General features: G+C 56.9%; 13 protein-coding genes and 1 tRNA gene. 6 read left to right on the top strand and 8 right to left on the bottom strand.

Features of this window, described 5'->3' with window-relative positions:
- Nucleotides 1-30 precede the first annotated feature (30 nt).
- A complete protein-coding gene (locus BFV97_RS05820; protein ID WP_069299392.1) occupies nucleotides 31-393 on the bottom strand; it encodes an SUF system Fe-S cluster assembly protein in 363 nt (120 codons plus the stop codon).
- A gap of 137 nt (nucleotides 394-530) precedes the next feature.
- On the bottom strand, nucleotides 531-1,928 hold the full coding sequence (rimK, locus tag BFV97_RS05815; RefSeq protein WP_069299391.1) for a 30S ribosomal protein S6--L-glutamate ligase: 1,398 nt from the start codon (nucleotides 1,926-1,928) through the stop codon (nucleotides 531-533).
- Nucleotides 1,929-1,994: 66 nt separating this feature from the next.
- On the opposite strand from rimK, the gene tgt reads away from it, so the two are divergent.
- Nucleotides 1,995-3,125: a tRNA guanosine(34) transglycosylase Tgt gene (gene tgt, locus BFV97_RS05810; protein ID WP_069299390.1), complete on the top strand. Its 1,131-nt coding sequence runs from the start codon at nucleotides 1,995-1,997 to the stop codon at nucleotides 3,123-3,125.
- Nucleotides 3,126-3,169: 44 nt separating this feature from the next.
- Here the strand turns inward: tgt and BFV97_RS05805 are convergent, their stop codons facing one another.
- Nucleotides 3,170-3,604 (bottom strand): BLUF domain-containing protein, encoded by a 435-nt coding sequence (locus tag BFV97_RS05805; RefSeq protein WP_069299389.1) that lies wholly within the window; start codon nucleotides 3,602-3,604, stop codon nucleotides 3,170-3,172.
- A gap of 301 nt (nucleotides 3,605-3,905) precedes the next feature.
- Between BFV97_RS05805 and lon the strand changes: the two genes are divergently transcribed.
- From lon to BFV97_RS05785, 4 genes are all read left to right on the top strand, one after another.
- Nucleotides 3,906-6,317: an endopeptidase La gene (gene lon, locus BFV97_RS05800; RefSeq protein ID WP_069299388.1), complete on the top strand. Its 2,412-nt coding sequence runs from the start codon at nucleotides 3,906-3,908 to the stop codon at nucleotides 6,315-6,317.
- A 125-nt stretch (nucleotides 6,318-6,442) separates the two neighbouring features.
- Nucleotides 6,443-6,838 (top strand): HU family DNA-binding protein, encoded by a 396-nt coding sequence (locus tag BFV97_RS05795; protein WP_157888273.1) that lies wholly within the window; start codon nucleotides 6,443-6,445, stop codon nucleotides 6,836-6,838.
- A gap of 12 nt (nucleotides 6,839-6,850) precedes the next feature.
- Nucleotides 6,851-6,926 (top strand) — tRNA-Val (locus BFV97_RS05790).
- Nucleotides 6,927-7,209: 283 nt separating this feature from the next.
- Nucleotides 7,210-8,448: a GAF domain-containing sensor histidine kinase gene (locus BFV97_RS05785; RefSeq protein ID WP_069299386.1), complete on the top strand. Its 1,239-nt coding sequence runs from the start codon at nucleotides 7,210-7,212 to the stop codon at nucleotides 8,446-8,448.
- 25 nt (nucleotides 8,449-8,473) lie between these two features.
- On the opposite strand, the gene BFV97_RS05780 is transcribed toward BFV97_RS05785, so the two are convergent.
- Nucleotides 8,474-9,538 carry an aromatic ring-hydroxylating oxygenase subunit alpha gene (locus BFV97_RS05780; protein ID WP_245667622.1) on the bottom strand — a complete coding sequence of 355 codons (1,065 nt, stop codon included), beginning with the start codon at nucleotides 9,536-9,538 and terminating at the stop codon, nucleotides 8,474-8,476.
- Nucleotides 9,539-9,728: 190 nt separating this feature from the next.
- Nucleotides 9,729-10,118: a hypothetical protein gene (locus tag BFV97_RS05775; RefSeq protein WP_069299384.1), complete on the bottom strand. Its 390-nt coding sequence runs from the start codon at nucleotides 10,116-10,118 to the stop codon at nucleotides 9,729-9,731.
- Nucleotides 10,119-10,307: 189 nt separating this feature from the next.
- On the opposite strand from BFV97_RS05775, the gene BFV97_RS05770 reads away from it, so the two are divergent.
- Nucleotides 10,308-11,282, top strand: coding sequence for a LysR family transcriptional regulator (locus BFV97_RS05770; RefSeq protein ID WP_245667598.1), 975 nt, complete (start codon nucleotides 10,308-10,310; stop codon nucleotides 11,280-11,282).
- On the opposite strand, the gene BFV97_RS05765 is transcribed toward BFV97_RS05770, so the two are convergent.
- From BFV97_RS05765 to BFV97_RS05755, 3 genes are all read right to left on the bottom strand, one after another.
- Nucleotides 11,246-12,979 carry a SulP family inorganic anion transporter gene (locus tag BFV97_RS05765; protein WP_069299526.1) on the bottom strand — a complete coding sequence of 578 codons (1,734 nt, stop codon included), beginning with the start codon at nucleotides 12,977-12,979 and terminating at the stop codon, nucleotides 11,246-11,248. The genes BFV97_RS05770 and BFV97_RS05765 overlap by 37 nt on opposite strands.
- 69 nt (nucleotides 12,980-13,048) lie before the next feature.
- A complete protein-coding gene (locus tag BFV97_RS05760) occupies nucleotides 13,049-13,966 on the bottom strand; it encodes an MBL fold metallo-hydrolase (RefSeq protein WP_069299383.1) in 918 nt (305 codons plus the stop codon).
- Nucleotides 13,963-14,406: a YeeE/YedE family protein gene (locus tag BFV97_RS05755; RefSeq protein ID WP_069299382.1), complete on the bottom strand. Its 444-nt coding sequence runs from the start codon at nucleotides 14,404-14,406 to the stop codon at nucleotides 13,963-13,965. Before BFV97_RS05755 ends, BFV97_RS05760 begins: the two co-directional genes overlap by 4 nt.

Raw genomic sequence — 14,406 nt, 5'->3', positions numbered from 1 at the left:
GTGTAAATTTTATGTGAACCTGTCGAAAAGTTACATAAAGCCCAGTTCAAGCCGCGCTTCGTCGGACATCATATCCATGCCCCACTGAGGCTCCCAGACCAGCTGCACATTCGCAGTCTGCACGCCGGGAACAGCCATCACGGCATCTTCAACCCATCCGGGCATTTCACCGGCAACCGGACACCCCGGTGCTGTCAGTGTCATCAGGATGTCCACAACGCCTGCATCGTCGATTTCGATGGTGTAGATCAGGCCCAGATCAAAGATGTTCACCGGAATTTCAGGGTCATGCACAGTGCGACATGCCTCGGTGATGGCCTCGTGCAACGGATGGTCCGTTGTGGACGGCTTGATCAGTGGTTGACCTTCGAGATGGGGATTTTCGGCGTTCATGGCAACGGGCCTGCTTTTTTATTCCTGACGGTTCTTATATGGAATCTAAGTCTGGGTGTCCAGATTGCAAGGATAGCTTCCCTGCGGCGATTCCGCCCCGCGCCGATCCACTTGGGCGACGCGGATTTAAGGCGCGGTTACAGGGACTTGCGGGTGCGGGTCGGGCGCACGCTGCGTTCAATATGGTCCATCAGCTTGCCTGCTACATTGCGCTGGCTGGCTTTTTCGATGCCTTCCAGCCCCGGTGAAGAGTTCACTTCCAGAACTTTCGGTCCCTCTGAAGAGCGCAAAAGATCGACGCCGGCAAAATTCAGTTTCATCGCCCGCGCAGCCTTGATCGCGGTTTCCCGCTCGGCTTTGGTGATCTTGACCGGTTCGGCCACACCGCCCTGATGCAGGTTGGAGCGGAATTCACCGGCGGCGGCCTTGCGCCGGATGGCAGCAACCACCTTGCCGCCGATCACCAGACAACGCACGTCTTCTCCGGCGGCCTCCTTAACAAAATGCTGCACCAGAAAATCCGCTTTCAGACCGCGAAAGGCGGAAATCACGCTTTCCGCCGCTTTTTGGGTCTCCGCCAGAACAACGCCTTTGCCTTGGGTGCTTTCCAGCAGTTTCACGATCAGCGGCGTGGAGCCTGCGATGGAAATCAGGTTCTGCGTGTCTTTCGGAGAAGAGGCAAAAGCCGTCGTCGGCGTGCCGATCTTGTAGCTGGCAAGGATCTGGTGCGCGTGCAGTTTGTCCCGACTGGAGGTGATCCCGTCAGAGCCGTTCACACAATAGGTGCCGATAGTTTCAAACTGGCGCACCACAGCGGTGCCGTAGGACGTGATCGAGGCACCGATGCGCGGGATGATCGCATCATAGCGGGGCAGGATCTTGCCGTCGTAATGGACCTCGGGTGCTGTGGTGCGGATGTTCATATAGCAGCGCGTGGTGTCGATGGTTTCGATCACATGATCGCGGGATTCCGCCTCTTCGATCAGTCGGCGGGTGGAATAATTGTTCGGCTCTCTTGTCAGAATTGCGATACGCAAGGGGCGTTTTGGCACGTTTGTCAGCGTTTTCTTGTACAAATCAAACGACAGTTCCGGCTGGTTGAACCCTTCGGTTGGATTAATCGTGGTGCCGGAGGGAAACGCCTGGCGCCCCAGAAGCATCCGGTAGGCCATGTTCTTGCGGTCGGTCAGAGTGACCTCGATGGGCCAGGACTGGTCGCCAAACCGCACGTTGGTTGCGATCACAATGCGGGATTCCCGCTCTCCGTTGGAACTGGTGACTTCGCGCTGGTCGATCACATCGGCCGAACAGATTACCTCTATGTCGTCGCGTTCGGGGATCGGGTTAATGCCAAAGCGTACCCTCGGGCGCGTGGTCGTGCCGAATTTTTCGATATTAAAGGCGTGCAGGGCAGAGGTCCGCGCGCCGGTGTCCACTTTGGCCTTTAGCGCAGGCAGGCCGAGATCGGGCAGGGAAAGCCATTCTTCCCAGCCCAGAACGAACGGTGTGTCGGTGGTGTTTTCTTCTTCTGCCATCTTTTGTCCCCTGCCTGACTGTCACTTTACGCTTGAAATTACGGGCCATAGCGGTAGAGGGGCGCTATGTCTAACACATTCGGTTTTTCCATATCCGCCCGCCAAGGTCGCGCCCGCACAGGTGTTGTGTCAACACCCAAGGGTGAAATTCGCACGCCCGCCTTCATGCCCGTCGGCACGGCGGCCACCGTCAAGGCGATGATGCCCGAGAACGTCCGCGCGACCGGAGCGGATATTCTGCTGGGCAATACCTACCACCTGATGTTGCGTCCGGGTGCGGAACGGATTCACAATCTCGGCGGGTTGCACCGCTTTATGAATTGGGACCGTCCGATCCTGACAGACAGTGGCGGATTTCAGGTCATGAGCCTGACTGATTTGCGCAAGCTGACCGAAGAAGGCGTGAAGTTCCGCAGCCATATTGACGGGTCGGAACATAATCTGACGCCGGAACGCTCTATGGAAATCCAGAAGCTGCTGGGCAGCGACATTGTTATGTGTTTCGACGAATGCCCCGCGCTGCCTGCGGATCGCAAACGGATTGAGGAAAGCATGCAGCTTTCCATGCGATGGGCGCAGCGCTCGCGGGATGCCTTCGGGGATCGTCCGGGCTATGCGCTGTTCGGCATCCAGCAGGGCGGTCTGGAAGAAGACTTGCGGGCCCAAAGCGCCGAGGCCCTGCGCAGCATAGAATTTGACGGTTATGCCATCGGCGGTCTGGCAGTCGGGGAGGGGCAGGAGGCAATGTTTGGCTGTCTCGATTATGCGCCCGGTCAACTGCCCGAGGATAAACCCCGCTATCTGATGGGCGTGGGCAAGCCGGATGACATTGTCGGCGCGGTGCAGCGCGGGGTGGACATGTTCGACTGCGTATTGCCGAGCCGTTCGGGACGTACCGGGCAGGCGCAAACCCGTATGGGCGCGATTAATCTGCGCAACGCCCGCCACAAGGATGATCCGCGCCCTTTGGATGCGGAATGCTCCTGTCCGGCCTGCGCAAACTATTCCCGCGCCTATCTGCACCATGTGATTAAATCCCAAGAGATCATCGGTTCCATGCTGCTGACGTGGCACAACCTGCATTACTATCAGGAACTGATGGCAGGGCTGCGGGGGGCAATTGCCGGCGGGACGCTTGACGATTTTGTGACCCGCTTTCATGCCCGTCGGGCAGAGGGCGATCTGGAGATTCTCTAGATTAGGAAGCTTTCAGGCGGACCTGTCACGGGGAAAGCCGTGGTTTATGTCACATCTGTTCCCGGCTCAAATATCTGGCGCAGCAGGCCCGCGTTTGCCACCATAAACACCACCAGATCAAACGGATCGGCGGATTTGATGGCAAGCTTTGTATCCTCGATTTCAAGTAGGTCGCTGATGGCAAAGGTGCCTTGCTCTACCATGCCCATCTGCCAGTCCGGCAGCCGCCGCATGTTCAGTTTTCCCTCGTCGAGCACGTCAATATTCTCGTGCCGCCAGTCTTTTTCCAAACGGCCCATCAGGTCCATGATCTTGTCTTTCGGCCCTTCGAGATATTGCACGAAGTAATCCTGCTCGCGGTGGAGAAAGCCTGTGATGTCATCCCGTTTGTTGCAACGATAGCTTGCAATAAGAATGGCGTCATGTTCACCAGAGTTGCGCGGAATCAGGGCCGAACTTTGATAAATTAGATAATACAATACAGGCCTCTTTTGGATTGCGGTAATGGCGTGGCACAGCTTGTAAGCCGGAAAATTCCAGATATGCCTTTAATACTAGGCAGTGCCATACACTGCTGCAATAGATAGCTTTAAGAAACGGAGTTTTTCGCGCCTGTGTACTTGCACGCCTTATCACATCGCGTCAGAATGGTTTCCAATAAATTCGGCGGTGCTTGACGATCCTGCTATCAGATACCACATACAAGACCGATAACAGAAGAAGCGGTGTGTTGCTGGTGATCCGGGGCCTGATGCTTCTTGCTAATTAAAGGACGATAACATGACCAACGCGAGCAGCGTTTCCTACCCAGTACTTCCCCTGCGCGACATCGTGGTGTTTCCACACATGATCGTTCCACTTTTCGTTGGACGTGAAAAATCGGTTCGCGCACTCGAAGCGGTGATGGCCGACAATAAGGAAATCCTTCTGTCCAGCCAGATCGACCCCTCCGAGGACGAGCCAAGCGAAGATAGTATCTATGAAACCGGCGTTCTGGCATCGGTTCTGCAACTGCTCAAACTGCCCGATGGCACTGTGAAAGTGCTCGTCGAAGGCCGTGAGCGTGTGCGCATTACCGAGTATCTGGACAATCCGGACTATTTTGAAGCCAACGCTGACATCCTTGATGAATCCGTACGCGAGCCTGAAACACTTGAGGCTCTGGGCAATGCGGTGGCCAAGGAATTCGACCGCTATGCGAAGCTGAACAAAAATGTGCCCGAAGAAGCCCTGAGCGCCGCCGCCGAGAGCGACAGCCCCGCGAAACTGGTCGATACCATTGCGGGCCACCTGAACGTGCGCGTGGACCAGAAGCAGGAACTGCTGGAAGAACTGGACCTGTCAGAGCGGCTGGAAAAGGTCTTCGGTCTGATGCAGGGCGAGATGTCTGTTCTCAAGGTTGAGAAAAAGATCAAATCCCGCGTCAAAAACCAGATGGAGCGCACCCAGCGTGAATACTATCTGAACGAACAGATGAAGGCGATCCAGCAGGAACTGGGCGATGGTGAGCAGGGCGGCGACGAACTGGCCGAACTGGAAAGCCGCATCGCGGAAACCAAATTGTCCAAAGAAGCCAAGGAAAAAGCCGAAGGCGAGCTGAAAAAGCTGAAACAGATGTCTCCGATGTCTGCCGAAGCCACTGTTGTGCGCAACTATCTCGACTGGATGCTGTCGATCCCGTGGGGCGTGAAATCCCGCGTGAAAAAAGACCTGAACAAAGCACAGGACGTGCTTGATGCGGATCACTACGGTCTGGAGAAGGTCAAGGAACGGATCGTCGAATATCTTGCGGTGCAGCAACGTAGCGCCAAGCTGAAAGGCCCGATCCTCTGTCTCGTCGGTCCTCCGGGCGTGGGTAAAACCTCGCTGGGTAAATCCGTGGCCAAGGCGACAGGGCGTGAGTTCATCCGCATTTCCCTTGGGGGTGTGCGCGACGAAAGCGAAATTCGCGGCCACCGTCGGACCTACATCGGCTCTATGCCCGGTAAGATCATTCAGGCCATGAAAAAGGCGAAAACCACGAACCCGCTGATCCTGCTCGATGAAATCGACAAGATGGGTCAGGACTTCCGTGGTGATCCGGCCTCTGCCATGCTTGAAGTGCTCGATCCGGAGCAAAACGCCAGCTTTACCGATCACTATATGGAAGTGGAGTATGACCTCTCGAACGTGATGTTCCTGACCACGGCGAACAGCTACAACATGCCCGGCCCGCTTTTGGACCGTATGGAGATCATTCCGCTGTCCGGCTACACCGAGGACGAAAAGACCGAGATTGCCAAGCAGCATCTGATCAACAAGCAGATCAAGAATCACGGCCTGCGCAAGGGCGAGTTTGAAGTTCAAGACGCCGCGCTGCTCGACATCGTGCGCACCTACACCCGTGAAGCGGGCGTGCGTAATCTGGAACGGGAACTGGCAAAACTCTGCCGTAAGGCCCTGACCCAGATCGTCAAAGGTGCTGAAAAGGCTGTAGTTGTGACCAAAGACAATCTGGAAGAATTTCTGGGGGTCAAACGGTTCAAATACGGTCTGGCAGAAGAAGAGGATCAGGTGGGTGTTGTCACCGGACTGGCCTGGACATCTGTGGGCGGGGAACTGCTGTCGATTGAAGCGCTGAAACTGCCCGGCAAAGGGCGGATGAAGACCACGGGTAAGCTTGGCGATGTGATGAAAGAAAGCATCGACGCGGCCAGCTCTTTCGTGCGCTCGATCAGCCCTGATGTGGGTGTGAAACCGACTGAGTTCGAGAAGATCGACATCCACGTTCACGTTCCCGAAGGGGCAACCCCGAAGGACGGTCCTTCCGCCGGTGTTGGCATGGTGACATCTATCGTGTCGGTGCTGACACAGATTCCGGTTCGCAAGGACATCGCCATGACTGGCGAGGTCACGTTGCGCGGGAATGTCTTGCCGATTGGCGGGTTGAAGGAAAAACTTCTGGCGGCGCTGCGGGGCGGGATCAAAACGGTTCTTATCCCCAAAGACAACCAGAAGGATCTGCCGGAAATCCCTGACAACGTGAAGGCAGGGCTGGAGATCATTCCGGTGGGCACAGTGCGCGAGGTGATTAAACACGCCCTCGTACGCGAGCCTGAGGCCATCGAATGGGACGAGGCCGCGGAAGAAGCCGCCGCAGCCGCAGCCCTGAAAGGGGCATCGGACGGGGACAAACCGACCGTCGCCCATTAAGCGGCACGACGATTTGAAAACATTCTGGCGCCACAACCGTATTAATGGTTGTGGCGCTGGTGATTTGGCCCAATACTTCCCCAAAGCAATCCAATACCCATTTTGCAAATAAACGAGGCAACAGCGTGGCAACTCCGAAGACATCGACCCAAGACCTGACGGACGCAGAGATGATCGAAACCGGCGATTCAGAAACCGTGGTAGAGACGGTGGCAGAGGCCGCGGAATTTGATGGAAAGATTCGCAAGAAGGATATTTACAACCACGTGACCGTTACCACCGGCCTGCGCAAACGCGAAGTGCGCGAAGCGGTTGATGCGACTCTGGCCTATTTCCACAAATGCCTGAGCGAAGGCCACGACCTGCAAGTGCCGCCACTGGGGAAAATCCGCAGTATCGCACGGGGCGAGGGTGAAAATGCCAAGCTAATTCATAAGGTTATGCTGCAAAATCCGAAGTCTGACAAAAAAGATGACGAAGAAGGTAATTCTTCTCTTGCAGACCCCGGAAACGCCGATTAAAAGGCCGCTATCGGGTCGTTAGCTCAGTTGGTAGAGCGCTTCGTTTACACCGAAGATGTCGGGAGTTCGAGCCTCTCACGACCCACCATTTACCTTTAGCACTACCAACAAAAGCCCCTGCATCGCGGGGGCTTTGTGCGTTTGGGGGCAGTCTATGACATATTTCCGCCGATTGCGCTTTGGGGGTGGTTGTTTAATCCTGCGGGCTTGTTAAAGCCGCCCCAGTTGCGGGTTTTTGCGAATTGTCGTTGCGAAAGTCTTGCACATTGTTAGTCCTTTGCCATATTGGCTCGGCAACCTTCGCGGGAATTGGTCCGATTACGCCACGCGCTTGGGTCAAATTCGACAATTGATCATTGCCGGAGGGCATCATGAGTGACGCTAAACTGCGACAGGCCGTCATACAGGACCATGCAGCCTTTCTGGATGGTGAACATGACTTTCAGGAAGACATCCTGAAGCTCGCCGGAAGTGATCTTGTGGGCACGATTCTCGAAACCGTGATGCTGGCCACAAATATGCGCTTTGCCGCGGTTGCCCGCGTCACCAATGAACGCTGGGTGGCCTGTCGCACGGTGGACGAGGTGAACTTCGGGCTGGCCGCGGGGGACGAGATCGAGATCCAGTCAACCTTTTGCCAGACGGTGCGGGACACCTCCGAGATGGTTCTGTTTAACGATGTGGCCACGGATGCGGTCTATCTCAACCATCCGATTGCCGCCCAATTCGGCATCGTCAGCTACGCCTCGATTCCCATTCACCGCAGTGACGGCAGTTTCTTTGGCACGCTCTGTGCGATTGATACGGTGCCGCGCAATGTCAAACACCCGCGTGTGGTTGCGATGCTGGAAATGTTTGCAGACGCCATCGGCAAGAGCCTTGAAACCGAAGAACGTCTGGAGACGCAGGAAAAGCTGGTGGAACAGGAACGGGAATTGGCGCGGATTCAGGATGAATTCGTTGCGGTGCTTGGCCATGACCTGCGCAATCCGGTGGCGGCGTTGCAGTCCGGTTTCCGCCTGCTTGCCAAACAGCCGCTGCCTGATGATGCGCGCAAACTGGTGCCGGTGATGGAAGCATCGCTGCTGCGTATGGGCGATCTGATCGACAATATCATGATGCACGCGAAGGCCCGTCTGGGGGGCGGTATCCAGATCGAAGCGACCGCGGATGCGCCGCTGGCCCAATCCCTGACCCAAATCGTTGAGGAAATCCGCGCGGCGACCACGCAAGACGTAGAGCTTGTGTTGTCTTTTGACCGGCCTTTGTTCTGCGATGCCCCACGTGTTGCGCAGGCGATTTCAAATCTGTTGTCCAATGCAGTGCGCCACGGAACACCCGGAACGCCGATAAAGCTGCATGGCGTGTGCGATGCGTCGGGGATTGCGATCAGCGTCTCCAATCAGGGAGAACCCGTGCCCGAGGATTTGCGACAGGATCTGTTCCACCCCTTCCGCCGTGGCAGTCACGCACGGGGAGAGGGGCTCGGGCTTGGGCTCTATATCGCGTCTACGATTGCGGCGGCCCATGACGGGCTGATCGACCTGCAATGTGCAGACGGGACAACTACCTTTACCTTCCGGATGCCGTACAAGGCGCAAGCTGCCTGATCTCTTGGCGTTTAGCGCCAAAGGCTCAGCCTGCTGCGGCCTCTATCCGGCGATTGATGTACTGAGCGAATTCGTAATTCGGCCGTTCCAGATGGGACAGATGTCCCGGGGTTGCCCCGTGGGACGATAGCCCTTTGTAGACTTTTTCGGTACAGCCCTTGTCCTCTGTATTCACGTCATCAAGCAGTTTTTTCAACGCGACGAAATTCTCCTGCGCGTCCGGATCATTGGCATAATCATCGGACATGCCACCGCCAAAGCTGATGCGGACGTGATCGACCCCGTCGGGATGCAGGGAGAGATACCAGAAATATCCGGGCGTCAGGGTGATCAGCAGGCTGGGGTAGATCGCCAGCAAAAAGGTCGTGCGCCGCCGCTCTCCGGTCATCCGGGTGTTCGATGGATGGGCCATAGCGATGCGCAGCGAGTCATCCTTCAGTATTGTGTGGTAATTAAATGTCTCTTCACCGGGCGGGCAGATCATTTCATCCAGTTTTGACAGGCCACCAATGGTCCCCGCGTGACAGACCGGCAGGTGATAGCTTTCCATGAAATTCTCGGCCAGCACCTTCCAGTTGGTGTTCCAGCGATGGGTTTCAAAGAAGGTCTGGGTGTAGCCGGTCATATTGTAATCCCTGATCAGTTCTTGCACCGGGGCCAGTTGCACGGCCACATCCGGTGCGTCGGGGTTCAGGGTGACAAACACCCAGCCGAGCCATTCCTGACAGCGCACTTCGGGCAGTTTATAATCCGATTTGCAAAAATCCTCGTTTCGCGTCATCGCGGGTGCACCGCGCAGGGAACCGTCAAGATTGTAGGTCCATGCGTGATAGGGGCAGACAATGCTGCGGGTGTTGCCGCTGCCCTCTAGCAAGGTGGACATACGGTGGCGGCAGACGTTGGACATGGCCTTTAATGCACCCTCACGGTCGCGCAAAACAATGATGGGCTGCCCGGCAAGCTCTAGCGTGGTGTAATCGCCACGGTTTGACAGGGCATCGGCCCGCCCGACACAAAACCAGTCCTTGGCAAAAATGGCCGAGAGTTCCTGCTCCAGAAACGCTTCGGAGGTGTAAACCGATGGCGGCATGGCACGGGCCTTTTCAAAGGCCAGAGAAACATTTTCCTTCAACTCGCGGGCTGCATCTTTCACGGCGAACGTCCTTGATTGGGGTTGCGCCCCGAGCATGGGGCAGATTATCCCGCTTTTGAAGCTGTCTTTTCCAAACACCTGATTAGCGACAGGCTAAGCCGCAGTTTGTCCGACCCGTTGTCCCGCGTTATTGTGCCGGTTGCGAATAGCCTTGGCGCCTGTCGCGCAGCACGGCCACAAGAAACACCACCATCGACAGCAAGGTCAGGATTGAACCGATCTTGGCCAATCCGTCGCCCTGTCCCTGCAATGCCATGACAATGCCCGGTACAATGCCGACCAATCCGGCCGCAGCAAGGCCAAGGTGGACACGGGGCAACACGCCTTCAGCCGCGCTGGGGACAAGGTGGTAGTAAAACGCGAAAATCGCCATCGTCACCCAACCAAGCAGGTTGAGATGAGCATGGGCGGGCGCAAGCGAATGATCCGCCGTAGCAGACATTACAATGCCCCAAACCATCCCGCAAACCGCCGAAAGAATGGCAAGAACCAGAAACCCAAGAGAAACGCCGCGCATGATAAATCTCCTTTGACGGGCCCCGCGGTCGCGCTGGCTGTCCACAGGGCGTTGAAAATTGACTGAGGTTCTGACGGGGGTAAAATGATGGGAAAATACCGTCAGACCGAAAAAAATGCTTTTATCGACTATAATCTAGTAAAAATCACGGCATATGAAAAATCGTTTAATAATATATATATTATTTACATGGTGAATTTATCCAACTTCGACCTGAACCTGCTGCGGGTGCTCGACGCGCTGCTGCGCACAAATTCCACCGTGCGGGCGGCCCGACTGGTGGGGTTGTCTCAACCGGCTGTTTCCGCAGCGCTTGGCCGGCTGCGGCTCGCCTTGGGGGATAAGTTGTTTTTCCGGCAGGGGCAGGGGCTGGCACCGACCCAGTTCGCCAAATCACTGGAGACCCCGCTGCGCAACCTGCTGGACGAGATGGAAACCCTGCTACAGGGAGGGGCGCGCTTTGATCCCACCCGCTCGGAACGCAATTTCAAAATATCGGGGAGTGATTTTTTCGCTGAGATGCTGATGCCAAGCCTTGCAGAGCGGCTGCAATCCGTTGCCTCTGCCATGCGCGTACATCTGGTGGACTTTGTGCAGGACAGTGACATCAACATGATAGAGGAACACGAGATTGACGTCGCACTTCTGCCCCGCATTGCCTTGCCGGACTGGGCCGAAAGCCGCGAGATGTTCCGATCCGGTTTTTCGGTCATTGCCCGCAACGGGCATCCGCAGTTTGAACAGGCAGGGGTGCAGCCGGGCGCGGTGGTTCCAATCGACCTCTATTGCGACCTCGGGCATGTGTTGTTTTCCACGCAGGGAAATATCCGGGGGATGGGCGATGCGGCTTTGGCGAAAATTGGACGGACGCGCCGTGTGGTCATGACAATGCCCGTGTTTTCAGGGGTTTACCGCGCGGTGGCTGGCTCTGATCTGATCGCGCTATTGCCAACGGCCTTTGCCAGACGCATTGCTCCGGCGGCAAATCTAGCGGTCTACCGCCCCCCGATGCCGATTGATATTACGCAGATCATCATGGTCTGGCACCGCCGTCATTCTGCCAGCCCCGCCCATATCTGGTTGCGCGACGAGGTAGCGCATCTGCTTGCCCCCTTTGACGAAATACCTCAGGCGGTTGTGGCCGATGATTTGTCTAGGGTTTGAACCGCTTCGTGCGGGCTGAGGAAAATCTCGCCGGTTAACTCATCTAGAAAATGGCTGCGTTTCAGACGATCCATCACCGGACCTTTGACTTCGCTCAGATGCAGGCGGATGCCGGATTCCCGCAGTCGGGTGTTGATTGCCTCAAGCGATTCCAACGCGGATAGGTCCACTTCGTTCACAGCCGTAAACAGCAGGACAACATCGGTGAGTTCCTCTACGTCAGCCGCATAGCGGGAGAGCTGGTCTTCCAGAAACCGCGCGTTCGGGAAGTAGAGGCTCTCATCCACCCGAAGCGAGAGCACATGGGGCTGGGTTTCTACGGTGTGCCGACGGACGTTGCGAAAATGCTCGGTGCCGGGAACGCGGCCTACAACCGCCATGTGCGGACGCGAGGTCTTGTAAAGGTGGATCAGGATTGACGTCAGGACACCGGCGGTGACGCCGACCTCTACGCCCAGCAAAAGGGTCAGCAGGATCGTTGCAGCAACAGCGGCAAAATCCGCGCGGCTAAAGGCCCATGCCCGTTTGAGGATCGAGAAATCCACAAGGCTCAGCACTGCGACGATGATGGTCGCGGCAAGGGTGGCTTTGGGCAGATAGTGGATCAGCGGCGTAAGAAACAGCGCTGCCAGCATCAGACCGATTGCGGTGAATGCCCCCGCAGCCGGCGTTTTCGCCCCTGCATCGTAATTCACAACAGAGCGGGAAAATCCGCCCGTCACCGGAAAGCCGCCCGTCAAAGAGGCCCCGATATTCGCTGCGCCAAGGCCGATAAGTTCCTGATCCGGATCAATCCGCTGGCGTTTCTTGGCCGCAAGGGTTTGGGCGACAGAGATGCTCTCGACAAAGCCGATGATCGAGATCAGCAGGGCGGGAACCAGCAGTTGCGAGATCAGATCCGGCGAAAACGAGGGTAGGGTCAGCGGCGGCAGGCTTTGGGGCACAACCCCGACAATGGCCACGCCCCGATCGGCCAGTTCAAATCCCCAAACCGACAGGGTTGTGGCAACAATGGCAAGCACCGGACCGGTTTTTACCCCGATGTCCACCAGCAGCGGCGGCAGGCCGGTTTTCTCCAGCAGGGGTTTCAAGCCGCTACGCACCCAGAACAGAAAGGCGGTGGCGCTTATGCCTAGAAGTATGGTGATCGGATTGGCGGCGTAAAGATTGGACCACAGGCTTGTCGAAATGTCGATCAATGTGTGGCCTTTGGCCTCGACCCCCAGAATATGACGCAACTGGCTGGCAGCGATCAGGATGCCGCTGGCAGTGATAAACCCTGCGATCACCGGATGGGACAGGAAATTCGCCAGAAATCCCAGCCGCAACACCCCCAGCGTCAGAAGCATCAGGCCAGACAGAAACGCCAGCGTCAGCGCTGCAGCGATATACCCCGCCGTGCCGCTGTCCACGATGTTTCCCACCGCCGCCGCCGTCATGAGCGAGACCACAGCGACCGGCCCGACCGCAAGCACCCGCGAGGTGCCAAAGACCGCATAAAGCAGGATTGGCGCGATAGAGGCATATAGCCCCGCCTCTGGTGGTAAACCGGCCAGCAGCGCATAGGCCAGCGACTGGGGGATCAGCATGACCGTCACAATAACAGCCGCCACGATGTCCCCGACAAACCGATCGCGGTCATAACGCCGACCCCAGTCAAGGATCGGCAGGTATCGGGAAAATAAATTCTGGGTCATCATACTGTGTCCGGTTCACGGGGAGGGGCGGGCGGCCTGCAGCCGCACCGCATCACGGGGTTGGCGGGCTTAATCGAAGCGGTTTACCGGCAATTTCAGATAGGCATTGCCGTCGTTTTCAACCGGCGGCAACCGTCCGCCCCGCAGGTTTATCTGCAAGGCCGCAAGGATACGCATCGGCAAGGACAGCGTGGCATCTCGGGTCTGGCGGCGTTCGATATAATCCTCACGCTTGGTGCCGTCTTTCACATGGATGTTCTGCGCCTTATGCTGTGCAACGGTTGCTTCCCACATGGGTTCTTTGCGCTCTTTCGTGCCGTAATCATGGCCGATAAAAAGCCGCGTTTCGGCGGGCAGGGCCAGAATGCTCTGGATTGAATCCCATAAAGCAGCCGTGTCACCGCCCGGAAAGTCAGAGCGCGAGGTTCCCGCATCCGGTTGCATCAGCGTGTCATGTACAAAGGCTGCATCGCCGCAGACATAACTGACGGACCCGAGTGTGTGGCCGGGCGACAGCATAACCTCGACCTCCAGTTCGCCAATGGAAAACCGTTCCCCTTCGGCAAACAGCCGGTCGAAATCCCGCGTTGGTTCAAACGCATCCGGCAGGTTGTAAAGATCCGCCCAAATCGCCGCAATATCCGGCACCAATGCGCCAATGGCGTTGGGGGCACCGGTCCGCGCCTTTAACTGGGCCGAGGCCATGACGTGATCCGCATGGGGATGGGTGTCGAGCACCCACTCCACACTCAGGCCGTTTTCTTTCACAATATCAAGCACTTGATCCATGCTCTGCGTGCTAAACCGATAGTTCTTGGGGTCAAAGTTCCACACCACATCAATCAGCGCAGCCTTGCGCGTTTTCGGGTCGGCGCAAATATACTGGATGGATCCGGTATCGGGTTCGTAAATGCCCCAAACGTCCGGACTGGTTGGCCCGTTTGATGGCGCGTGGCGCACCACGGGGGTGTTGAGCGGGTCGGTCATGAGCGCGCCCCTTGCTGTTTGGCGCGGCCCAGATCGGGCGTATTCCGCGCCAGCCACATACCGATCAGCATGAAAGGGACAAAAATCAGGGTGCCGCTTGCCATAATCGGCAGAGAGGTCAGGGCAGGGCCGGGGCAAAAGCCGCCCAATCCCCAGCCAACACCAAAGATCGCCGCACCGCCAAGCAGTTTGGCGTCGATGTCGGATCGGGTCGGGATGTGAAATTTGGTGTGAAACAACGGCTGGTTGCGCTGACGGGTGAGCCAGTAAAATCCCGGTGTTGTCACCGCAATGGCGCCCCCCATCACAAAGGCTAGGCTGGGGTCCCACGTGCCGAAGAGGTCCAGAAAGTTCAGGACTTTGGCAGGATCGGACATGCCTGAAACAATCAGGCCAAAGCCAAAGATCAGGCCGGACAGTAATGCAAATATCTGTTTCAT

Source organism: Neptunicoccus sediminis (genome assembly GCF_001719615.1).
Lineage (GTDB): Bacteria > Pseudomonadota > Alphaproteobacteria > Rhodobacterales > Rhodobacteraceae > Amylibacter > Amylibacter sediminis.
Note: the sequence above shows the minus strand (reverse complement) of the source record. Positions and strands in the feature narration are given on the sequence as shown.

Excerpts from the sequence above, each read along its gene's own strand:
- BFV97_RS05820 (WP_069299392.1), bottom strand. The coding sequence starts at position 393 with ATGAACGCCGAAAATCCCCATCTCGAAGGTCAACCACTGATCAAGCCG.
- BFV97_RS05755 (WP_069299382.1), bottom strand. The coding sequence starts at position 14,406 with ATGAAACAGATATTTGCATTACTGTCCGGCCTGATCTTTGGCTTTGGC.
- BFV97_RS05770 (WP_245667598.1), top strand. The coding sequence starts at position 10,308 with ATGGTGAATTTATCCAACTTCGACCTGAACCTGCTGCGGGTGCTCGAC.
- BFV97_RS05765 (WP_069299526.1), bottom strand. The coding sequence starts at position 12,979 with ATGACCCAGAATTTATTTTCCCGATACCTGCCGATCCTTGACTGGGGT.
- BFV97_RS05760 (WP_069299383.1), bottom strand. The coding sequence starts at position 13,966 with ATGACCGACCCGCTCAACACCCCCGTGGTGCGCCACGCGCCATCAAAC.
- rimK (WP_069299391.1), bottom strand. The coding sequence starts at position 1,928 with ATGGCAGAAGAAGAAAACACCACCGACACACCGTTCGTTCTGGGCTGG.
- BFV97_RS05775 (WP_069299384.1), bottom strand. The coding sequence starts at position 10,118 with ATGCGCGGCGTTTCTCTTGGGTTTCTGGTTCTTGCCATTCTTTCGGCG.
- tgt (WP_069299390.1), top strand. The coding sequence starts at position 1,995 with ATGTCTAACACATTCGGTTTTTCCATATCCGCCCGCCAAGGTCGCGCC.
- BFV97_RS05780 (WP_245667622.1), bottom strand. The coding sequence starts at position 9,538 with ATGCCGCCATCGGTTTACACCTCCGAAGCGTTTCTGGAGCAGGAACTC.
- lon (WP_069299388.1), top strand. The coding sequence starts at position 3,906 with ATGACCAACGCGAGCAGCGTTTCCTACCCAGTACTTCCCCTGCGCGAC.
- BFV97_RS05785 (WP_069299386.1), top strand. The coding sequence starts at position 7,210 with ATGAGTGACGCTAAACTGCGACAGGCCGTCATACAGGACCATGCAGCC.